At 70.2% G+C, this 21,246-nt stretch carries 21 protein-coding genes and 1 pseudogene; 18 read left to right on the top strand and 4 right to left on the bottom strand.

All coding sequences use genetic code 11. From position 1 onward, the window contains the following. The first annotated feature begins 38 nt into the window (after positions 1-38). From AWC30_RS12680 to AWC30_RS12615, 14 genes are all read left to right on the top strand, one after another. Positions 39-680, top strand: a complete 642-nt coding sequence (locus tag AWC30_RS12680) for a TetR/AcrR family transcriptional regulator (RefSeq protein WP_234808071.1) — start codon at positions 39-41, stop codon at positions 678-680. Positions 681-769: 89 nt separating this feature from the next. Further along, a complete protein-coding gene (locus AWC30_RS12675) occupies positions 770-1,768 on the top strand; it encodes a thiamine pyrophosphate-dependent dehydrogenase E1 component subunit alpha (RefSeq protein ID WP_234808070.1) in 999 nt (332 codons plus the stop codon). Positions 1,769-1,788: 20 nt separating this feature from the next. Beyond that, positions 1,789-2,778 (top strand): alpha-ketoacid dehydrogenase subunit beta, encoded by a 990-nt coding sequence (locus tag AWC30_RS12670; protein WP_085110651.1) that lies wholly within the window; start codon positions 1,789-1,791, stop codon positions 2,776-2,778. An 11-nt stretch (positions 2,779-2,789) separates the two neighbouring features. Beyond that, complete coding sequence (locus tag AWC30_RS12665; protein WP_085110586.1) at positions 2,790-4,325, top strand: AMP-binding protein; 1,536 nt, start codon at positions 2,790-2,792, stop codon at positions 4,323-4,325. After that, entirely contained in the window at positions 4,322-5,368 is a 1,047-nt protein-coding gene (locus AWC30_RS12660) for an acyl-CoA dehydrogenase family protein (protein WP_085110585.1), read from the top strand. Before AWC30_RS12665 ends, AWC30_RS12660 begins: the two co-directional genes overlap by 4 nt. After that, entirely contained in the window at positions 5,365-6,543 is a 1,179-nt protein-coding gene (locus tag AWC30_RS12655) for an acyl-CoA dehydrogenase family protein (RefSeq protein ID WP_085110584.1), read from the top strand. The genes AWC30_RS12660 and AWC30_RS12655 overlap by 4 nt, the downstream gene beginning before the upstream one ends. Before the next feature lies 1 nt (position 6,544). Continuing rightward, entirely contained in the window at positions 6,545-6,907 is a 363-nt protein-coding gene (locus tag AWC30_RS12650) for a 2Fe-2S iron-sulfur cluster-binding protein (protein WP_234808069.1), read from the top strand. Next, a complete protein-coding gene (locus AWC30_RS12645; RefSeq protein ID WP_234808068.1) occupies positions 6,900-7,322 on the top strand; it encodes a Zn-ribbon domain-containing OB-fold protein in 423 nt (140 codons plus the stop codon). The genes AWC30_RS12650 and AWC30_RS12645 overlap by 8 nt, the downstream gene beginning before the upstream one ends. Then, the gene (locus AWC30_RS12640) at positions 7,322-8,467 is read left to right on the top strand and encodes a thiolase family protein (RefSeq protein WP_085110583.1); all 1,146 of its coding nucleotides are present in this window, start codon (positions 7,322-7,324) and stop codon (positions 8,465-8,467) included. Before AWC30_RS12645 ends, AWC30_RS12640 begins: the two co-directional genes overlap by 1 nt. 12 nt (positions 8,468-8,479) lie before the next feature. Continuing rightward, on the top strand, positions 8,480-8,692 hold the full coding sequence (locus AWC30_RS12635) for a ferredoxin (protein ID WP_085110582.1): 213 nt from the start codon (positions 8,480-8,482) through the stop codon (positions 8,690-8,692). 6 nt (positions 8,693-8,698) lie between these two features. Further along, complete coding sequence (locus AWC30_RS12630; protein WP_085110581.1) at positions 8,699-8,938, top strand: lipoyl domain-containing protein; 240 nt, start codon at positions 8,699-8,701, stop codon at positions 8,936-8,938. Beyond that, positions 8,931-10,382: a carotenoid oxygenase family protein gene (locus AWC30_RS12625; protein ID WP_085110580.1), complete on the top strand. Its 1,452-nt coding sequence runs from the start codon at positions 8,931-8,933 to the stop codon at positions 10,380-10,382. The genes AWC30_RS12630 and AWC30_RS12625 overlap by 8 nt, the downstream gene beginning before the upstream one ends. Positions 10,383-10,386: 4 nt before the next feature. Next, positions 10,387-11,430, top strand: a complete 1,044-nt coding sequence (locus AWC30_RS12620) for an NADP-dependent oxidoreductase (RefSeq protein WP_085110648.1) — start codon at positions 10,387-10,389, stop codon at positions 11,428-11,430. Then, positions 11,420-12,946 (top strand): aldehyde dehydrogenase family protein, encoded by a 1,527-nt coding sequence (locus tag AWC30_RS12615; RefSeq protein WP_085110579.1) that lies wholly within the window; start codon positions 11,420-11,422, stop codon positions 12,944-12,946. The genes AWC30_RS12620 and AWC30_RS12615 overlap by 11 nt, the downstream gene beginning before the upstream one ends. 27 nt (positions 12,947-12,973) lie before the next feature. On the opposite strand, the gene AWC30_RS12610 is transcribed toward AWC30_RS12615, so the two are convergent. Further along, positions 12,974-13,567, bottom strand: coding sequence for a TetR/AcrR family transcriptional regulator (locus tag AWC30_RS12610; protein ID WP_085110578.1), 594 nt, complete (start codon positions 13,565-13,567; stop codon positions 12,974-12,976). 96 nt (positions 13,568-13,663) lie between these two features. On the opposite strand from AWC30_RS12610, the gene AWC30_RS12605 reads away from it, so the two are divergent. Beyond that, the gene (locus tag AWC30_RS12605; RefSeq protein WP_085110577.1) at positions 13,664-14,200 is read left to right on the top strand and encodes a methyltransferase family protein; all 537 of its coding nucleotides are present in this window, start codon (positions 13,664-13,666) and stop codon (positions 14,198-14,200) included. A 230-nt stretch (positions 14,201-14,430) separates the two neighbouring features. Here AWC30_RS12605 and AWC30_RS12600 read toward each other — a convergent pair whose 3' ends face one another. Continuing rightward, positions 14,431-15,270, bottom strand: coding sequence for a dienelactone hydrolase family protein (locus AWC30_RS12600; protein ID WP_109562052.1), 840 nt, complete (start codon positions 15,268-15,270; stop codon positions 14,431-14,433). A gap of 73 nt (positions 15,271-15,343) precedes the next feature. Between AWC30_RS12600 and glmS the strand changes: the two genes are divergently transcribed. Together glmS and AWC30_RS12590 are read left to right on the top strand one after the other, a co-directional pair. Beyond that, complete coding sequence (gene glmS, locus AWC30_RS12595) at positions 15,344-17,209, top strand: glutamine--fructose-6-phosphate transaminase (isomerizing) (protein ID WP_085110575.1); 1,866 nt, start codon at positions 15,344-15,346, stop codon at positions 17,207-17,209. Between the two features lie 216 nt (positions 17,210-17,425). Further along, positions 17,426-17,842: a hypothetical protein gene (locus tag AWC30_RS12590; protein ID WP_133053694.1), complete on the top strand. Its 417-nt coding sequence runs from the start codon at positions 17,426-17,428 to the stop codon at positions 17,840-17,842. Positions 17,843-18,042: 200 nt separating this feature from the next. On the opposite strand, the gene AWC30_RS12585 is transcribed toward AWC30_RS12590, so the two are convergent. Next, positions 18,043-18,852: a hypothetical protein gene (locus AWC30_RS12585; protein WP_085110573.1), complete on the bottom strand. Its 810-nt coding sequence runs from the start codon at positions 18,850-18,852 to the stop codon at positions 18,043-18,045. Between the two features lie 230 nt (positions 18,853-19,082). Beyond that, positions 19,083-19,823, bottom strand: coding sequence for a hypothetical protein (locus tag AWC30_RS17925; protein WP_207568443.1), 741 nt, complete (start codon positions 19,821-19,823; stop codon positions 19,083-19,085). Positions 19,824-20,221: 398 nt separating this feature from the next. Between AWC30_RS17925 and AWC30_RS12575 the strand changes: the two are divergent. Beyond that, positions 20,222-21,169: pseudogene (locus AWC30_RS12575) on the top strand (ATP-binding protein); the annotation flags it as partial. Positions 21,170-21,246 lie beyond the last annotated feature (77 nt).

Genomic DNA, 21,246 nt, shown 5'->3' with positions numbered 1-21,246 from the left:
TTGACGCGCACGTCAACCCGATGCGCGAGAATGGGGGAGTGACCGACACCAAGACCGTCAAGTCCGGGCCAGGCCGGCCCGCCGGAACCGACAGCATCGACACGCGGCAGCGAGTACTCGCTGCCGCGTGTCGATGTTTCGCCCAATACGGTTACGGCCCGGCGACCACCAATCAGATCGCCGAACTCGCCGGTGTCACCGCCGGCTCGGTCCACTATCACTTCGGCAGCAAGAGCAAGCTGTTCGCCGCGGTCTGCGACGACGTCTACGGGCAGATCGTGGCGCGCTCCACCGCGGCGGTGGCCGGCGCCCAATCGGTGCCGGGGCTGCTGCAGGCGGTGCTCACCGAGTCGATGCGGATCAACCACGAGCATCCGGACCTGGCCGGCTTCGTCGCCGCCGCCCCGGTGGACGCGCGGCGGCACCCCGAACTGGCCGAGGCCTTCGCCCGGCAGGGCACCCGGATGATCGGCTCGCTCACCGAAGCGGTCGAGCGCGGCCAGGCCGGTGGCCTCATCCCGCCCGACGAGAACCCCGTTCAGGTGGCGCACATGATCAGCGCGATCGTGGACGGCTTCGCCCGGGCCGCGGCGGCCGCCGACCCGATCCAGATGGACGGGATGAACCGGCTCTTCGAGACGTTGCTGCTGCGCTCACCGGACGAGGAGCCGGGCGGCTGACCCGGCCGGACCGCCCCGACCAGCGCGTTGACAGCGATCGTGACGTATGTTACTAATTAATTATCGAACCAACTAATAGAGGGGGCGATGTGCCCGGCACCGCAACCGCAGTCGGAATCAGTCCCGAGGTCCTCACCGGGATCTTCACCACCGCCGCTCGGATCAAGGCGTGCGACGAGAAGTTCCGGTCGCTGATCCTCACCGGCCAGGTCAGCGCGCAGTACTACTCGCCGCGCGGCCAGGAGATCATCGCCGCGTCCATCGGTGCGCTGCTGAACACCAGCGACTACGTCGTCACCACCTACCGCGGCCTGCACGACCACATCGCCAAGGGCGTCCCGCTGGACCGGCTGTGGGCGGAGTTCATGGGCAAGGGCACCGGGCTGTGCAAGGGCAAGGGCGGGCCCATGCACATCACCCACCCGGAGTCGGGGCTGATGGTCACCACCGGCATCGTCGGCGGCGGTCTCCCGATCGCCAACGGTCTGGCGCTGGCCGCCCAGCTGCGCGGCACCGACCAGGTCACGGTGGTGAATTTCGGTGACGGCGCCACCAACATCGGCGCCTTCCACGAGGCCTGCAACCTGGCCGGCCTGTGGCGGCTGCCGGTCGTGTTCTGCTGTCAGAACAACCGCTACGCCGAACACACCGCCTTCGAGGACGGCACCAGCGTGGCCCGGATCGCCGACCGCGCGGCCTCCTACGACTTCCCGGGCGTGCGCGTCGACGGCAACGACCCGGTGGCGATGTACGAGGCGGCGCGCGAGGCGATCGACCGCGCCCGCTCCGGCGAGGGGCCGACGCTGCTGGAGGCGATGACCTTCCGGTTCTACGGTCACCAGATGTCGGACAACAACGCCTACATGAAACCCGGTGAGCTCGACGAGGCCCGCGCCAACGACCCGGTGCTGTTGTTCCGCCAGTGGCTGCTGGACAACGACATCGCCACCGAGGAGCGGCTGGCCGAGATCGAGGCGGCCGCCAAGGACGAGGTCGCCCGAGCGGTGAAGTTCGCCACCGACAGTCCGCCACCCGAGCTCGCCGAGGGGCTCACCGACGTCTACCAGGAGCAGGAGGAATCGGCGTGAACGAGGTCGAGACCGCCCCGATGACCGGCTTTCAGGCGCTGGGCAGCGCCCTCGACGACGCGCTGAGCCGCGACCCGTCGGTGCTGTTGCTCGGCGAGGACATCGCCGACGCGACCGGCGGCGGGGTCTTCATGGTGACCAACGGCTTGTCCACCAAACACGGCGCCGACCGGGTCCGCGCCACCCCGATCAGCGAGCAGGCGATCATGGGCGCCGCCATCGGTGCCGCCATCGCAGGCATGCGCCCGGTCGCCGAGATCATGCTGATGGACTTCCTGGCCGTCTGCATGGACCAGCTCTCCAACCACGCCGCCAAACTCTGCTACATGTCCGGCGGGCAGACCGCGGTGCCGCTGACCGTGCGGTGTGCGGCCGGGGCGGGAATGCAGTTCGGCGCCCAGCACTCCGAGATGCTGGAGGCCTGGCTGACCCACATCCCCGGACTGAAAGTCGTGGTCCCGAGCAACCCCGCCGACGCCAAAGGCCTGCTGACCGCCGCGATCTTCGATCCCGACCCGGTGGTGGTCGTCGAGCAGAGCCTGCTGTACTTCGGTCCGCCCCAACCGGTCCCGGTCGGCCACCACATCGTCCCGCTGGGCGAGGCCGCCACCGTGCGCCCGGGCCGCGACGTCACCCTGATCAGCTACGGACGCCAGGTCCACGACGCGGTCGCGGTGGCCGAACAACTGGCCGAGGAGTCCATCGAAGCCGAGGTCATCGACCTGCGCACCCTGGTCCCACTCGACGAGGACGCCGTGCTCGAGTCGGTGGCGCGGACCCGCCGCGCCGTGGTGATCCATGAGGCCGTGCGGCGCAACGGCTTCGGCGCCGAACTCGCCAGCCTCATCCACGAGCGGCTCTTCGACGACCTCGTCGCACCGGTCGAACGGGTCGGCGGCGCCGAAACCCCGATCCCGTTCGCCAAAGAACTCGAAGACGCCTTCGTCCCGAGCCGCGACGACATCCTCGCCGCCGCACGCCGGACCCTGGCCCGCGCCACGGCGTCGTAACGGGAGCACCCGTGGCGTACGGAATAGCGCAGGCCGCCGACCGTGACCCGGACGGGGTCGCGGTCACCGACGGGGTGACCACCTGGACCTGGCCGCAGCTGAACTCGATCCTCAACCGCACCGTCAACTGGCTGACCGACCGGGCCGGCGGGGGGCGGCTCGCGATCGCCGCGGAGAACAGCAGCCGCACCGCGCTCGCCCACCTGGCCGGCACCTACGCGGGACTCTCGGTGGTTCCGGTCAACGCCCACCTCAACGCCGCGGAGATCGCGCACATCCTCGAGGACTCCGGCGCGGAGCTCGTGCTGTGCAGCGCGCGCACCGCGGCCACGGTGCGCGCCGCGAGCCGGTCGGCCACGGTCGTGGCCTGGGACGCGCCCGGCGTCGACGGCGTCGACGACTTCGACGCGATCGTCGCCGGCTACCCCGACAGCGAGCCCTCCGACCGGATCCGGCCCGCCCGGCCGCTCTACTACACCTCCGGCACCACCGGCCGGCCCCGCGGCGTGGAACTGCCCGAGCAGATGTTCCCGACCGGGGACTCCATCGTCGACCACGTCGAGACGTTCGCCCAGTCCCGGATCCGGCCGGTCGGCCCGCACCTGGTGGTGGGGCCGTTGCACCACACCGGTCCGATCGGCGGGGTGCGGGGCCTGGCGGTGGGAAACCCGGCGGTGGTCCTGCGCAAGTTCGACGCCGAAGAGGTGCTGCGGCTGATCGAGGAGCACCGCATCGAACACTCGGTCATGGTGCCCACCCATTTCTCCCGCCTGCTGAACCTGCCCGCCGAGGTCCGGGCCCGCTACGACGTGGGCAGCATGCGCGCGGTGGTGCACACCGGCGCCCCCTGCCCGATCCCGGTGAAGCGCGCGATGATCGACTGGTTCGGCCCGGTCTTCATCGACGCCTACGGATCCACCGAGGCCGGCACCGTCACCGTCATCGACTCACACGAATGGCTGGACCACCCCGGCTCGGTCGGTAAGGCGCTGCCGGGCAAGGAGATCACCATCCGCCGCCCCGACGGCTCGCTTTGCGAAACCGGCGAGGAGGGCCTGGTGTGCGTGCGCTCCACGAGCGGCCCCGGACCGAGCTACCGGAACGACCCGGAGAAGACCGCGCAAAGCTACATCGCCGAAGACGTGTTCGTCATCGGCGAGATCGGCCACCTCGACGCCGACGGCTACCTGTATCTGACCGACCGGGCCGCCGACATGGTCGTCAGCGGCGGGGTGAACGTCTACCCCGCCGAATCGGAGGCCGTGCTGCGGGCCCACCCCGGGGTCCGCGACGTCGCGGTCATCGGCATCCCGCACGACGACATGGGCGAGCAGTTGTGCGCCCTGGTCGTCGCCGCCGACCCCGCGCCGCAGCCCGCGGAGCTGATCGCCTGGTGCCGGGAGCGCCTGGCGCACTACAAATGTCCGGCCATCGTCGAGATCGTCGGCGACGACCTGCGCAACTCGATGGGCAAGGTCAACAAACGCCGGCTGCGTGACAGCTACCTGGCCGCGCGCGAGTCCGTGCCCACCGGAGGACGATCATGACTGCCCCGCCCGCCCAGGCGACGCCACTTCCGGCGCCGTTCCGGTTCACCGACGAGCACGGCGCGCTGCGCTCGGTGCTCCGCGACTATCTCGCCGCCGACCCGCCGCCGACCTGGCAGCGACTGCTCGCCGACATCGGCGCCGACGACATCCTGCTCGGAACCGACAGCACCACCATCGATCTGGCGATCCTCGCCGAGGAGACCGGCCGCGCACTGTATCCCGGCCCGGTGATCTCAACCGCGACAGCCGGCGCGCTCCCGGCTCCGGCGGTCGACCTGGTGTCCAGGACGGAAACCGTGGCCGTGGCACCGTCGCTGACCGGTTGGGGCGCCGACGACATCGCCGTGCGCACCACGCCGTCCGGAGCGGTGTGCACCGGCACGATCGAACCGGTGTGGGAGGCGGGCGGAACACCGCGCGTCCTGGCCGCAGCCACCCTCGACGGAGAAGCCGCGGTGCTGCTGCTCGACGCGCTGCCGGTCAGCGCGCTCGCCGGGCTGGACCCCACCCGAGCACTGGCGACGCTGGCCGTCGATACCGCGCCGGCCACCGTGCTGACCACCGGCGTGCCCGCCGAACAAGCCATCGCCGCGGCCCGTCGTCGCGCCGAGTTGACCCTCGCCGCCGAACTGCTCGGGGTGGCCCAGCACGCCTTCGACCACACCGTCGAGTACGTTAAATCCCGGGTGCAGTTCGGGCGCACGATCGGTTCCTTCCAGGCCGTCAAACACCGGCTGGCGGACCTGCTCGTCGCCGTGGAACTGACCCGCTCGGCGGTCTACGGCGCGGCCTGGCAGCTGGCCGACCCGGACAGCCCCCGCACCGAACTCGACCTGGCGATCGCCGCCGCGCTCTCCCGCCAGACCGCGGTCGACGTCACCCGCGCCGCGGTCCAACTGCACGGCGGCATCGCCATCACCTGGGAGCACTGGGCCCACCGCTATCTGCGCCGGGCCCACGCGGTGAGCGCGCTGACCGGCAGCGCCGCCCACCACCGCGACCGGCTGGCGACCCTGATGGCCTCCGGAGGACAGTCATGAGCGGCGCCGACCAGCACGCCACCGCCGTCGCCGAGATCGAGCGGTTCGTCGCCGAGCACCTGCCATCCGACTGGGCCGGCCCCGAAGGAACCGAGCCGCGGGCCGCGCGGGCCTGGTACGACCGGCTCGGCGAGCAGGGCTGGACCGTTGCGGACTGGCCGCGCGAACACGGCGGCCGCGGCCTGGACGCCGCCACCGCCGCCGCGGTGCGCGCCGTTCTGGCGCGCCACGACGCCGACCTGCCGATCCACCACTTCGTCCCGGTGAAGCTGATCGGGCCGGCGATCATGGCCTGGGGCACCGCCGAGCAGCAACGGCGTTACCTGCCCGGCATCGCCACCGGCGCCGACATGTGGTGCCAGCTGTTCAGCGAGCCCGGCGCCGGTTCGGACCTGGCCAGCCTGGCCACCCGCGCGGTGCGCCGCGACGACGGCGGCTGGGTGATCGACGGCCAGAAGGTCTGGAGCTCGTTCGCCGACGGCTCCCGCTACGGCATGTTGTTGGCGCGCACCGACCCCGAGTTGCCCAAGAACGCCGGCATCAGCTGCTTCCTCCTCGACATGACGCTGCCAGGGGTCACCGTGCGGCCGCTGCGGCAGCTCACCGGCGACGAGCACTTCTCCGAAGTCTTCTTCGAGAACGTCGAGATCCCGCCGGACACCCTGCTCGGCCCGCTCAACGACGGCTGGCGCGTGGCGATGTCCACCCTGGTCGCCGAGCGTTCCGGCCTCTCGGAGGAATCCGGCGCATCCGGGGTGCCGCTGGCACCGCTGCTGGGGTTGGCCCGCGACCGCGGCGGCTGGCAGGACGCCACGGTGCGCGACCGGCTCGCACAGCTGGTCGCGACCGAACGGGCGCTGGCGCTGACCAACGCACGGGTCAGCGCCGACCCGGACCCCTCCGGCGGCGCGGGCGGCTCGGTGACCAAACTCGCCCTCTCCGAACTGTCCCAGCACATCGCCGAACTCGGCTTCGAGCTGGCCGGTCCATCCGCCGGTTACTGGTCAGACGACGAATCGCCCTGGGCCCACGACCTGCTCGACAGCCGCCGGTTCACCATCGCCGGGGGCACCTCGGAGATTCAGCGCAACATCATCGCCGAACGGGTCCTGGGGCTGGACCGTGAACCCGACCCGGACCGGGGCCGGCCCTGGCGCGAGATCCGGCGGGGTTGACGTGCCCGCCGACCAGCCCGCCGACCTGCCCTGCGTCACCGTCCGCCCCGCCGGCATCCGGTTCGCCGCCCGGCCGGGCCAGACCATCATGGCCGCAGGCGAAGCGGCTGGCTACCGCTGGCCCACCATCTGCGGCGGTGTCGGGGAATGCACCGTCTGCCACGTCGAAGTCCTGGAATCCGACGACCACCTCGATCCCCCCGGCGAGCTCGAACTTCGGACGCTGGAAACGCTGCGCGGCAGCCGCGGCGACCGGGTCCGGCTGGCCTGCCAGGCGGGCGTCGAAGGCGACGTCGTCGTCCGCAAGCGGGGAGTCCGGCCGCGCCGGACCGCCCCGGAGAACCCCGGAGGTAACCGTGATTGACGTGATCGACCAGACCAGCATGGCCGTCCGCGGCGACACCGTCGAACTGATCGGCGCACGCTGCGGCGCCTGCGGCGAAACCCATTTCCCCCCGCAGGCATCCTGCCGGCGCTGCGGCGGTGCGGACCTGACCGAACTCCGGCTCGCCGACCGCGGTGCGTTGTGGAGCTGGACCATCCAGCGGTATCCGCCACCGAGCCCGCCCTACCGGCCGCGCGCCGAGGAGTTCGTCCCGTTCGCGCTCGGTTACGTCGAGCTTGCCGGCGAGGTCATCGTCGAGACCCTGCTCGACGTCACCGACTTCGATCAGCTGCGCATCGGGATGCCGATGCGGCTCACCATGATCGAGGCGCCCACCGAGGACGGGCAGGCGACGACCTTCGCGTTCACCCCGGTCGAGGAAGGAGACCGCTGATGGCTCACGACGTCGCGATCATCGGGGCCGGCTGCCGGCCGTTCGGGCGCTACCTGGACACCACCGCACGCGAGGAGGCGGTCGCGGCGGCCCGGCTCGCCCTGGCCGACGCCGGAGTGTCCTGGCCGCAGATCCGGTACGCGGTCGGCGGCAGCATGTCCGCCGGGTCGGCCGACACCCTGGTCGCCGAACTGGGGTTGACCGGTGTCCCGTTCATCAACGTGTTCAACGGCTGCGCCACCGGCAGCAGTTCGCTGCTCTCGGCCGTGCAGGCCATCGCCTCCGGTGCCGCCGAGTACGCGCTGGTGGTCGGGTTCGACTCGCACCCGCGTGGCGCCTTCACCATCGACACCGACGCCATGGGACTGCCCGCCTGGTACGGCAGCACCGGCCTGGCGGTCACCTCGCAGTTCTTCGCACTGAAGATCCAGCGCTACCTCCACGAGCACGACCTGCCGCCGCGCCTGCTCGCGACGGTGGCTGCCAAAGCCTTCCGCAACGGGTCGCTGAACCCCAACGCCTGGCGGCGCAAACCGTTGACCGAAGACGAGATCAACGCCTCGATGATGCTCAACGACCCACTGCGGCAATACATGCTGTGTTCGCCGGGGGACGGGGCCACCGCGCTGGTGCTGGCCAATGCCGACGCCGCCAAGCGTCACGCCGACCCGATCGGTGTGCCCGCGGTCGCCGTGCGGACCCGCCGGCCCGGCTCCTTCGAGGTGCTCAGCCCGTCGCTGTCGGTCAAGCGCGGCGTCAGCCCCAGCGTCGACGCGGCGGACGCGGCGTACGAACTGGCCGGCATCGGACCCGAGGACATCGACATCGCGCAGCTGCAGGACACCGACGCCGGTGCGGAGATCATCCACCTCGCCGAGACCGGCCTCTGCGAGCACGGCGAACAGGCCGAGCTCATCGACAGCGGCGCCACCGAGATCGGTGGCCGGTTGCCGGTCAACACCGACGGCGGCTGTCTGGCCAACGGTGAACCGATCGGCGCCTCGGGGTTACGCCAGATCCACGAGAGTGTCCTGCAACTGCGCGGCCGCGCCGGCGAGCGTCAGGTCGCGGCAACACCGCGCACCGCGCTGTGCCACGTCTACGGTGCGCCGGGCCTCAGCGCCTGCACGATCTTGACCCGATGAGGAGGAGCCCAGATGAAAGTCGTGGTCAACTTCGACCGTTGCATGGGCAACGGCGTATGCGAGGCGGTTGCCCCGCAATACTTCTCGGTCGGTGACGACGGCGTCGTCATCCCGCCCGAGGGGGAGATCCCGCCGCGCGACGCCGATCTGGTGCGCGACGCGGTCGAATCCTGCCCCGCCAAAGCACTCGCGATCAGCGAAGAAGAAACTGACGACAAAGGATAACGACGCATGGAAATCAAGATGCCCAAACTCGACGTCGCCATGACCGAGGGAACGTTCCTGGGGTGGCTGGTCGCCGACGGTGACACGGTCTCCGAAGGGGACCCGCTCTACACGGTCGGCACCGACAAGGTCGAGACCGAGATCCCCGCGCCCTGCGACGGGACGCTGCGGCACGGCGACGCCACCGACGAGGAGAACTACCCGGTCGGAACCGTCCTGGGGGTGCTGGAGAGCGACAATGGCTGACCCGCAGGTCCGGGACAGCCCGTTCCTGGCCGGCCACCACGAGCCCAACCGGATGGAGGTCGACGCCCCCTTCCTGCAGATCGAGGGCACGCTTCCCGACGACTTCGCCGGGGTGTTCTACCGCAACGGGGCCGAACCGCTGTACCCGCCCACCGACGAGGACTATCACTGGTTCGACGGCGACGGCATGGTGTACGCGTTCTTCATCGAGAACGGCCGTGCCGCCCTGCGCAGCCGGTGGGTGCGCACCGACAAACTGCTGCTGGAGATGAAACACGGCCGCCGGCTGTTCGGGGTGCACGGCAACCCCGCCACCACCGACCCGCTGGCCCGCGACACCCGCTACAACACGGCGAACACCAACGTCATCCTGCACGGCGGGCGGCTGCTGGCCCTGATGGAGGGCGCTCCACCGGTCGAACTGCACCCGCGCACCCTGGACACCATCGGCGAGGAACAGTACGGCGGGGTCATCACCGACACGTTCTCCGCCCACCCGACCGTCGACTACGCCACCGGTGAGCTGATCAACATCGGCTCGGTGCCGCGACGCCGCGGCGCGGAGCCGGAGATCCACTACGAAGTCATCGACGCGGCCGGCACCCTGCGCACCCACGAGGTGATCCCGGTGCCGCACCAGACGATGATGCACACCTTCTTCGTCACCGAGAACTACGTCGTCTTCCCGGTAACCCCGCTGGACATCAGCTTCCAGCGGGCCGTGGCGGGCGGACCGATGGTGGCCTGGGACCCCGACCGGCCCACCAAGCTGGGCGTGATGCCGCGCACCGGCACCGCGGCCGACGTCCGATGGTTCGAAGCCGACCCGCGGCACATGATGCACGAAGCCAACGTGTGGGAGCAGGACGGGCGCATCATCGCCGACGTGGCCGCCGCCGAAGGGACCGCGCTGTTCCCCGACATCGACGGCAGCCGGCGCACCCACGCCGAGACCCGGCAGAGCTTGCGGCGCTGGACCATCGAGCCGGCCGGCAGCGGACTGGTGGGCGAAGAAGTGATCAGCGAACACGACATCCAGTTCCCGCGTCCGGATGACCGGATGATGACCCGCCGCAGCCACCACGCCTTCGCCAACAGCAACCTGTATTCGACCGACGGCCGGGCCGACGGGATGGACTCGGTGCTGCGCGTCGACACCGACACCGGCGCCGAGGACCTCTACCACTTCGGTGAAGGGGCGGCCGCGGGCGAATTCATCTTCGCCCCCCGAGTGGGCGCCACTGACGAACTCGACGGGTACGCGGTGACCCTGGTGCACCGGGCCGGCGCACTGCGCACCGATCTGGTGGTGTTCGACGCAGCCGACATCGCCGCCGGTCCGTTGGCCAGCATCCGGGTGCCGTTCCGCATCCCCAGCGGGTTCCACTGCAGCTACTACAGCATCGACAGTCCGCTCTATCAGCAGGCGATGAGTGGACGGTGAACCGATGATCACCACCCGGGAGTGGCGGCTGGTCGCCCGGCCCGTCGGCCAACCGCGCCCCGGCGACTTCGAACTGGCGACCACGACCCTGCCCGAACTCGCCGAGGGCCAGGTGCTGGTGGCCAACGACTGGCTCTCGGTCGACCCCTACATGCGGGGCCGGATGGACGAGGGCGACTCCTATCTCCCCGCGTTCGAGCTCGGAGCGCCGATGAGCGGCTCGGCGGTCGGCACGGTGCTCGCATCCCGCAGTGACGGGTTGCCGGTGGGCGCCACGGTGCTGCACCAGGCCGGCTGGCGCGAGCACGCCGTCCTCGGCGCCGCCGAGGCGCAACCGGTGGATGTGCGTCGTTCGCCCGCCCCGGCCTACCTGGGCGTGCTCGGCGCGACCGGTCTGACCGCTTACGTCGGGATGACCCGGATCGCGAAGGTTCGCCCCGGTGACGCGGTCTTCGTCTCCGGCGCGGCCGGCGCCGTCGGGTCGGTGGCCGGCCAGATCGCCCGCCACCTCGGCGCCACCAGGGTGATCGGTGCGGCGGGCGGACCGCAGAAGACGGCGCTGGTGACGTCGGAGTTCGGGTTCGACGCCGCCATCGACTACCGGGCGGGCGATCTCACCGGACAGCTGGCGGCCGCCGCCCCCGACGGCATCGACGTCTACTTCGACAACGTCGGCGGTGAGCACCTGCAAGCAGCGCTGAACGTGCTCAACGACTTCGGTCGGGTAGCGCTGTGCGGGGCGATCTCCGGCTACAACGCAGCCGATCCGCCGCCGGGTCCGAACAACCTGATGTCGGCGGTGGAGAAGCGAATCCTCCTGCACGGCTTCATCGTCGGCGACCACTTCGACCTGATCGGTGAGTGGGTACGCACCGGTGGTCGGTGGCTCGCCGAGGGCACACTGCGGGTGCGGGAGACCGTCGTCGACGGAATCGACAACGCCCTGGATGCGTTTCTGGGCATGATGCGCGGCACCAACGTCGGAAAGATGGTGGTACGGCTGGATTCCGCTGCCGCAGACACCGAGAGGACCGCACGTGTCGGTTGACGCCCGGACGCCCACGATCGAGGTCCGCAACCCCGCCGACGGCCATCTGGTCGGCGCCGTGACCGACCACTCCGCCGGTGCGGTCGACGATGCCGTCGCACGCCTGCGCCGGCACCAGCGCGACTGGGAGGACCTTGGTGTACGTGGCCGCGCCGATTGGCTGCTGCGCTACCAGGATTGGCTCGTCGACAACGCGGCGCGACTGACCGACGTGGTGCAGTCCGAGACGGGGAAAACCCGGTTCGACGCGGCGATCGAGGCTCCCGCGGCCATCGACCTGCTCAAGTACTGGACCGATCGCGGTGAACGGTTCCTCGCCGATGAACACCCCACCCCGCACAGCCCGTTCGGGCTGGGCAAACGCCTGATCACCAGCTACCGCCCGCACCCGGTGGTCGGGATCATCACCCCGTGGAACCTGCCGCTGCTCAACCCCTGCTTCGACGCGTTCGCCGCGCTGCTCGCCGGCGCCGCCGTGTTGGTGAAGCCCTCCGAGGTGACCCCGCTCAGCGCGATCGAACTGGCCCGCGGCTGGGCGGAGATCGGAGCGCCGCCGGTGTTCACCGTGATGACCGGCGGGCGTGAGACCGGTGCCGCGGTCACCGAGGCCGCCGACTTCATCCAGTTCACCGGATCCACCGCCACCGGCCGGGCGATCGCCGCGTCCTGCGCCGAGCGGTTGACGCCCTACAGCCTGGAGTTGGGCGGCAAGGACCCGGCGATCGTGCTGGCCGACGCCGACATCGACCGGGCGGCCGCGGGCATCGTCTTCGGCGGGCTGTTCAACTCCGGTCAGGTCTGCATCTCGGTCGAGCGCATCTACGTCGAGGCGCCGGTCTACGACCGGTTCCTGGCCAGCCTGGCCGTCCAGGTCGGGCGGCTGCGGCAGGGCGTCGAGGGACGCAGCTTCGATTTCGACATCGGCGCGATGGCCACCCGCGGCCAGTGCGACATCGTGCAGCGCCACCTCGAGGATGCGGTCGCCCGCGGCGCACGGATCGTGGCCGGCGGGGGAGTGGTCGACGGCGGGCGGTTCTTCGAACCCACCGTGCTGGCCGACGTCGACCACTCGATGGCCTGCCTGACCGAGGAGACGTTCGGGCCGCTGCTGCCGGTGATCAAGGTCGCCGACGAGGACGAGGCGGTGCGGCTGGCCAACGATTCCGACTACGGGCTGTCGGCCACCGTCTGGACCGGGGACCGGCAGCGCGGTGAGCGCCTGGCCCGCCGCCTGGAGGTCGGCGCGGTCAACATCAACGACGCGTTCGCCAACCTGATGAACTACGCAGTGCCGATGGGCGGCTGGAAACAGTCCGGCATCGGCAGCCGGTTCGGCGGCCCGGCCGGGATCCGCAAGTATTGCCGGACCCAGGCCATCGTCGGGCCGCGCGGACCCCAACTGGGGCGGGAGCCGCTGTGGTATCCGGCGTCCAAGCGCCGGTCGATGATGATCACCGTGCTGATGCGGCTGATCGACGCCCGGGGCCGGCGCCGTCTGCCCCGCTGGCCGGGGTGAGGGTCGGCCCACGCCGCGCCCGGCCCGTCACGCCTCGCTGAGGTAGCGCTGTACGGTCGGCCCCAGCCACGACACCAGGTCCTCGACGGCGGTGGACGCGATCGGTTCGATCCTGAGCTGGTAACGGGCGAAGGCCAGCCCGGCCAGGTGACTGGCCACCAACTCCACCCGCAACTGTGCGTCACCGACCCCGAACTCGGTGGCGACCCGCTTCGCGATCGGGCCGGCCAGGATATCGTGCAACATTGCGCGCGCCGTCGGCTGGATCGCCGCCGAACGCCACAGCGTCAGAAACGGTTCGAAGGCGTCACCGGAGTCCCAGTGCTGCAGGAAACGGCGTACCAGTCGAGGGCCGATCCGGTCGGTCCCCTCGTCGAGCAGGGCGGCCAGCTGGTGAAGCGGATGTTCGGGACCGGTCAGCGTCGAGGCGGTGAACAGGCCCTCCTTGCTGCCGAAAAAGTAGTAGACCATCGCCACGTCCACGCCGGCGTCGGCGGCGATCCCGCGGACCGTTGCCTTGTCGTACCCCTGCCGCATGAAGCGTTCGCGGGCGGCCTCGACGAGGCGCTGTCTGCTCTGCGCCCCGGTGCGCCACCGCCCGGCGCGCCCTGTCCCGGCCATGCCCGGAGAATACTTCAACACATGTTGAGACGGGCTTCGGCCCTGCCTAGCCTGGAACCCGCACAGACGGTGAGAGGCGAAGGAGGAGGTGGCGCCATGACCACCGATAAGCGGCGCCTGTGGTGGCGCCACGTGATCTCGGTCCTGGTGTTTCCGGCGACCATGGCGATCGTCGTCCCGGCCCTGATCGTGGTGGCTGCCGGGGTACGGCTTGCCGGGCTGGAATCAGGCATGGCGATCGCGTCGGTGACCGCGGGCGTTCTGCTGATCGCCGGCGGCGTGGCCCTGATGATCTGGACAGTGGTGCTGTTCGACCGGTTCGGTGCGGGCACCCTCGGGATCGGGTCGGTGATGGGCGAACCGGTCCATCTGGTTGTGCGCGGTCCGTACCGGCATGTGCGCAACCCGATGATCACCGGGGTGTTGTGCATCCTGCTGGGCGAGGCCGCGGTCACGCGGTCCGGGTGGCTACTGGGATGGTTCGCCGTGTTTGCGCTCGCGCAGGTGTTGGCGATCCGCTGCTGGGAGGAACCGCATCTGCTCGATCGTTACGGCAGCGCCTACCGCGAGTACCGCCGCAACGTCCCCGGTTGGATGCCGCGGGTGAGGCCGTGGGCGGCGCAGGCCACCTGAAGCCGCAGATCGGGGCCGAACACCTCGTAGTGGATGGGCTCGACCGGGATGCCGCGCTCGACCAGGCGGCGTGCACCACCCACACCGGTCGTTCGTCGCCGGTGTCAACCAGATGCCGTCGATCGCCGGCGACTCGGCGCCGATGCTGACTGAAATCGACACCCAGGTGGACACACGACCTCCATATGGAGGGGTCTATGTCCATGGGGCGTCGATTTCAGTAGCCACCCCTACTTCAGCAGCGCGACCACCCTGTCCTCCAGCGTCGGCGGCTCGGCGTCTGGATCGAAGGCGAGGGTCTTGGGCAACTGCTCGTCGGGGTCGGCGAACGCCCGGTAGGTCTTGTCGCCGGCGAGTGTGTACAGCAGGAATCCGGTGAGCAGGCCGCGCACCCCGCGTTGGGTGCCGCGGTCGCCGCCGGGCAACCCGACGACCTTGGTCAACCGGCGCCCCTCCGCCAGGCCACCGGCCTGGGCTTTGCCGAGCGTGCGCAGGGTGGCCGACGGCCAAGCCCGGGCCAACTCCACCGCGTCTGACCGCAGCGATGTAGCCGCGTCGGGGGCGGCCAGCACCAGCCCGGGCACGGACAGGGTGGCGGCCGGCTCCCGGGCCGGCGGCGCGGTCACCGCCGGGAACAGTGCCGCGACGGCCTTCGGTTTCGCCGACATCCCGGCCGCGGCGAAGACCGCAGCCGATCCGCCGAAACCGTGCCCGGCCACCCCGAGCTTCATCGGGTGCACGCTGATCCGGCCGGGCCCGAGCCGCACCCCGGCCGCGATGTCGAGGGCGGTGCCCAGGTCGAAGGCGAAGTTGAGCACCGACGGGGCCACGCCGCGCTCGGTGTCGGGCGCGGCCGCGACGATGCCCCAGGACGCCAGATGCTCCAGCAGCCGGGGGTAGCGGGACACCGGTGTGAGCCAATCGTGGCCGAAGGCGACGGCGGGCAGGTTCAGCCCGGACTCCGGGGTGTACACGACGCCGGGAAGACCGGCAAAGGCCAGGTCACCGCGGAGAACCCGGTGCGGACCGCGTCGGGTCAACGCCGCCATCAGCTTGCGCGTGCTATCCACCCGATGACCGTAACCCAGAGCCGGGCGGTCGCGGCGGCGATGGGCGCCTCGGGCTGCATTACCCTGGGGGGCTATGTGCGGAATCATCGGCTACGTGGGGCGACGGCCGGCCCGCGGCATCGTCGTCGACGCGCTGCGCCGCATGGAGTACCGCGGATATGACTCGGCCGGCATCGCGCTGGCCGACGGCGCCGGCGAGCTGACCGTGGCCCGCCGAGCCGGGCAGTTGGCCAACCTCGAGCAGGCGCTGGACGCCATGGACCCGGCCACCCTGGCCGGCAACACCGGCGTCGGGCATACCCGGTGGGCCACCCACGGCAGGCCCACCGACCGCAACGCGCACCCGCACCGGGACGCGTCGGGCAAGTTCGCCGTCGTCCACAACGGCATCATCGAGAACTACGCGGTGCTGCGGGAGGAGCTGGAGAACGCCGGGGTGGAGTTCGCTAGCGACACCGACACCGAGGTCGCCGTGCACCTGGTGGCCCGGGCGTACCGCGAGGGCGGGACGGCCGGGGACTTCGTCGCCTCGGTGCTGGCGGTGGTGCAGCGGCTGGAGGGCCATTTCACGCTGGTCTTCGCCAACGCCGACAACCCGGACACGATCGTCGCGGCGCGGCGCTCCACCCCGTTGGTGCTCGGCGTGGGCGACGGGGAGATGTTCGTCGCCTCCGACGTGGCGGCGTTCATCGAACACACCCGCGAGGCGGTCGAGCTCGGCCAGGACCGGGTGGTGGTGATCACCGCCGACGGCTACCGGGTCACCGACTTTCACGGTGTTCCCGACGAGAACAGCGCCCGGCACTTTCACATCGACTGGGACCTGTCCGCCGCCGAGAAGGGCGGCTACGAGTACTTCATGCTCAAGGAGATCGCCGAGCAGCCGACCGCGGTGGCCGACACCCTGCTCGGCCACTTCGTCGAGGGCCGCATCGTGCTCGACGAGCAGCGGCTCGGCGACCAGGAACTGCGTGACATCGACAAGGTCTTCGTGGTGGCCTGCGGCACCGCCTACCACTCCGGCCTGCTGGCCAAGTACGCCATCGAGCACTGGACGCGGCTGCCGGTCGAGGTCGAGCTGGCCAGCGAATTCCGCTACCGTGACCCGGTGCTCGACCGGTCGACGCTGGTGGTGGCGATCAGCCAGTCCGGGGAGACCGCCGACACGCTCGAAGCGGTGCGGCACGCCAAGGATCAGCGGGCCAAGGTGCTGGCGGTGTGCAACACCAACGGCAGCCAGATCCCGCGGGAATGCGACGCGGTGCTCTACACCCGCGCCGGGCCGGAGATCGGGGTCGCCTCGACCAAGACGTTCCTGGCCCAGGTCACCGCCAACTATCTGGTCGGGCTGGCGCTGGCGCAGGCGCGCGGCACCAAATACCCCGACGAGGTCGCCCGCGAGTACCGCGAACTCGAGGCGATGCCCGCGCTGGTCGAGCGGGTGCTGAACGGCAACGACTCGGTGGTGGCGCTGGCGCAGCGGTTCGCCACCTCGCCGGCGGTGCTGTTCCTGGGCCGCCACGTCGGTTATCCGGTGGCGTTGGAGGGCGCGCTGAAGCTCAAGGAACTCGCCTACATGCACGCCGAAGGCTTCGCGGCCGGTGAACTCAAGCACGGCCCGATCGCGCTGATCGAGGACGACCTGCCGGTGATCGTGGTGATGCCGTCGCCGAAGATGGCGGTGCTGCACGCGAAACTGCTCTCCAACATCCGGGAGATCCAGGCCCGCGGTGCGGTCACCATCGTCATCGCCGAGGAGGGCGACGACACCGTGCGGCCGTTCGCGGATCACCTGATCGAAATCCCTGCTGTCTCAACGCTGTTGCAACCGCTGCTGTCGACGATCCCGCTGCAGGTGTTCGCCGCCGGTGTCGCCCAGGCCCGCGGTTACGACGTGGACAAGCCGAGGAACCTGGCCAAGAGCGTCACCGTCGAATAATGATTCCGCCGGACATTCGGTTTCCAACTGCGTCAACGCCACATAGAACCAAGTCCGAGACGAAAGCAAAACCGGCTGGGACGGGATTTTCGGATGGGAAAGCCAATTTCGCAAGGTGAGCCGGTCCGATCGATCCGAATCTTCGGAACCACTTGGGCGGAACGTGGCTGGCGGTATTGGATTCGGCGCGTCGGGATTACTGTGCTCTGGGCGTTTGTGGCAGCGCTCGAGATCGGAATTGCGGTCGCTTTCTGGTCGGGACTGGTAGAGGCTGCCAAGAGCCGTGTGGCCACCGTGGCTATCTCGACGGTGTTGACGGTGTTGCTGCTCGGCGGATTGGTGTGGGCGGTCAGCGGCTGGCGGGAGGTGCGGGACGCCGAACGCTCCGGAGACACGATCCGATTGCAGAAAATCGTGGACGAGGGTATGGGGAACCGCCGTAATGCTGTGGTCGGCGGAGCGCTGCTCGGTGGCGGTGGACTCCTTGCGATTCCGGCGGCGGTTCTGGCCCTGGCGCTCGGGACATTCGCGGTGATCGGGTCGGTTTTCGTGTTCTTGCTGATGAGTTTCGGCCGCTACTACGATCCCGAAGAGTGCTTGGCTGTGATCGAGTTGGAGCGCGTCAAGCGCTGACCCCAGTCAGACCGGGATGGCAAGTGCAGCAAGGCGGCCCGACTGTGTGCAAGAGGTAGGCCGTAAGCCCGCGGTTACGACGTGGACAAGCCGAGGAACCCGGCCAAGAGCGTCACCGTCGAATAGTGTGGCGTGACCGCTGACACCACTGCCAGCGGTCACGCGCGGCCGGGGGCGGGTGTGCCGCCCGCCATCGTCGGTTACTCCTCCGGCGGGTTGATCTTGATGATCTGCGGGTTTATCGGGCAGTCGCCGCCGACCGGCTTCACGCTGCCGTCCCAACACACGATTTGAAGTTCGCGCATGGGGTTTTCCGGCTGAATGGGGTCCACGTCCTTCAGCTGCAGGCATGGCTGATCGGCGCCGATCACGGTGCCGTCCGCGCACGTTTTCGTCTCCTTCGGCGGTTCGTCTTTGGGCGGGACGTCTTTCGGTGGGTCGTCTGCGGGGGGTGCTTCTTTCGGCGGCTGCTGCGCGGGCGGATCGGCGACCGGCGGCGCAGCCGGCGGTTGCTGCTTCACCGGTGCCGGTGGCTGCTGAGCCGGCGGCTGCTGAGCCGGTGCCGGGCCGGGTTGCTGACCGGCCGGTTGCTGCACCCAACCGGGCTGCACGTTCCCGGGCGGTGCCGCCGGCGGCGGGGCGGCCGGTTCGACCAACGGCGCCGCGTCGGTGTCGAGCACCGACGGTTGCGTGCCGGGGCCGTCGGTGTGAACCACTCCGGTGTAGGCCAGCCCGCCGATACCGCACACGGCCAGGACCGCCGCGGCGCCCAACACCAACTGGGGACGGCGGAACCACGGCACCGGGCGCGGATGGGCCCGGCGCGGGTCATCGGTCGGTTCGGACCCCCGGAACGGCTCGATGTCGGGGCTGTCGTCCTCTTGCGACCACGCCAACGACTGGAACGTCATCGATGGGGTGGCCTCGCGGGCGACATGCCGGGTGGTCGGTGCGGGCTCGGCGTTCGGGCCGGGGTCGTGCGACCCGGTCGCTCGGCGGTCGGTGGTCATGATCTGCTCCTCAGGTTGCTGCTGATGGCCGGGATACGGCCGCTGTCATCAGGTAGGAGCACGAACCCGGCGCTGACCGGACACTTTTCGCTCCATCCGGCGGCGCTCGCGGCTTGCGGGCGATCCCGGACGCTGTGCCTGCTCCGGCGGTGCCTGGTACCGAAGTGCCATTGCAGCCGTTGACACAGCTCCGGGATCGCCTTGCCCCCTCCCCGAAGTCGTCTACCGGGTCAGCCCACGTCGATGCCGTCGCCGTGGACTCCCACAGCGGGCCCGTCGGCGGGGTCGACATCCACCCCGCTCGGGCCTACCCCGACGCTGCCGTCGGGGGTGTCCACCCGGACCCCGTCGGGACCGACGTCGACCTTCGGGCCACCGGGCTGATCGACGCTGATTCCGTCCGGGCCGATGGAGATCTTCGGCGGGCCGGGCGCCTCGGCGGGTGGGGCGGGCGGCGCGGCGGGTGCCGGCGGAACGGCCTCGGGCACCGGGTTGTTGGCCGGGGGCGGCACCGCAGCGGGTACGGGGGCCGGTGCGCGCGGGGCCTGCAGCACCGGCGATGCGGGTTGATACACGGGTACGTCGGCAGGCGGTGGCGCGGCCGGTTGTTGGGCGGCGGGTGGCACCGCGGCAGGGGCGGGGGCCGGGCCCGGCAATTCGGCCGGCGCCACCACGACCGGTTCGGTGCCCGGTGAGCCGCCGTGGCCGAAGATCACCAAGCCCAGGGTGGCGCCGCCGGCGACCACCGCGGCGGCGACGGCCGCGGCAACGAGGTTTTTCTGACTGATCCAGCCACCGGCCGCGCGGGCGGTGTCGGCGACATCGCCGATCCCCGCTGATTCGCTCGACGAGTACGGATCGGGTCCGGCCGCGGTGTCGTCGGTGAGGTCGGCCTCCCACGAGATCGGCGTGGTGTAGTCGGCCGCGCCGACCTGGGCGGTGCCGCGAGGGCGGCGGATTGTGGTTCGCATGGTGTTTTCCTCTTCATGTCCCGGCCGTGCGGAACGGTTCCGCTGACGACGACGCGGGTCGGGTGCGGGCATCGCCTGGGCCGGGGTTCCGGTTGTGACGAGCGCGCCATCCACGGATCAACTCTGCGATGTGCGACCCGCTCGGAACATCCGCCGATATGCGTAAATCTCGCCTCGGAGGGGTCGTAGATGACGGTCGACGCCTCGGCCGGATTTCGCGGAGGGTTTTGCGGTTTTCTGGATAGTGGCTGAGTGCCTGGCTACGATGAGGCGCATAGGCGGGGCGCCCCCGTGGCGCTCTCCACGGACTGGGACGGTCTGGTGTGAGCGAACTGCTGCCGACCGAGACGGTGACGTCGTGGGATAGCGCTGTGTTCGAAACACCGCCGTCCACCCGCATTCCGGCACTACTCACGAGTTTCGTCGGCCGTTCGCGGGAACTGGCCGAGGTGCAGCGACTCGTGTGCGAACACCGATTGGTGACGCTGACCGGCACCGGCGGCGTCGGAAAGACCCGATTGGCGGCCCAGCTGGTGGGCCAGTTGGCCGAGAACACCGACGCGGCGATCTGGTGGGTCGACCTCGCACCGATCACCAACCCGGATCTGGTGATGATGGCGGTCGCACGCACCCTGGACCTGCGTGACCAGCCGGGCCGCACCACCATCGACATCCTTGCCCGCTATATCTCCGACCGGCCCATGCTGCTGGTGCTGGACAATTGCGAACACGTCTCGGAACCGTGCATGACATTGACCGTGGAGTTGTTGGGTGCCTGCCCGCGCCTACGGGTGCTGGCCACCAGCAGGCAACCGCTCGGCGTGGGCGGCGAGGTGACGTGGCGGACACCGTCGCTGTCGTTGAGCGACGAGGCGGTCGAGCTGTTCGCGCAGCGGGCCCGGCTGGCCCGCCCGGAGTTCACCGTGACCGCGGACAACGCCGCCGCCGTCCGCGAGATCTGCACCCGCCTCGACGGAGTGCCGCTGGCCATCGAACTCGCGGCCGCCCGGGTACGAGCACTGTCGTTGGGCGACATCATCGACGGACTGCAGGACCGTTTCCGGTTGCTGACCCGGCGTGGGAATGCGCTGGTGAACCGGCACCAGACCCTGCGCGCCTCGGTGGACTGGTCGTACGCACTGCTTGCCGAACCGGAACAGGAGCTGTTGCGCCGGCTTGCGGTGTTCCGCGGCGGCTTCGACCTCACCGCGGTCCACGCGGTGGCCGGCGACCCCGACGCACCGCGCTACCAGGTCCTCGACACGCTCTCCGTCCTAGTGGACAAATCCCTGGTGGTGGCCGAGGAGGCCGGCCGGGTGATGCGCTACCGGCTGCTGGAGACGGTGTGAGGTGAGCCCCCTGTAGTGGTCCAGTCGTTGTGGGACTCTGTTGCCCGAGTGTTCGGGCAGGAAGAATCGACGAC

The sequence above is a fragment of the Mycolicibacillus trivialis genome (genome assembly GCF_002102395.1).
Taxonomy (GTDB): Bacteria; Actinomycetota; Actinomycetes; order Mycobacteriales; family Mycobacteriaceae; genus Mycobacterium; species Mycobacterium triviale.
Note: the sequence above shows the minus strand (reverse complement) of the source record. Positions and strands in the feature narration are given on the sequence as shown.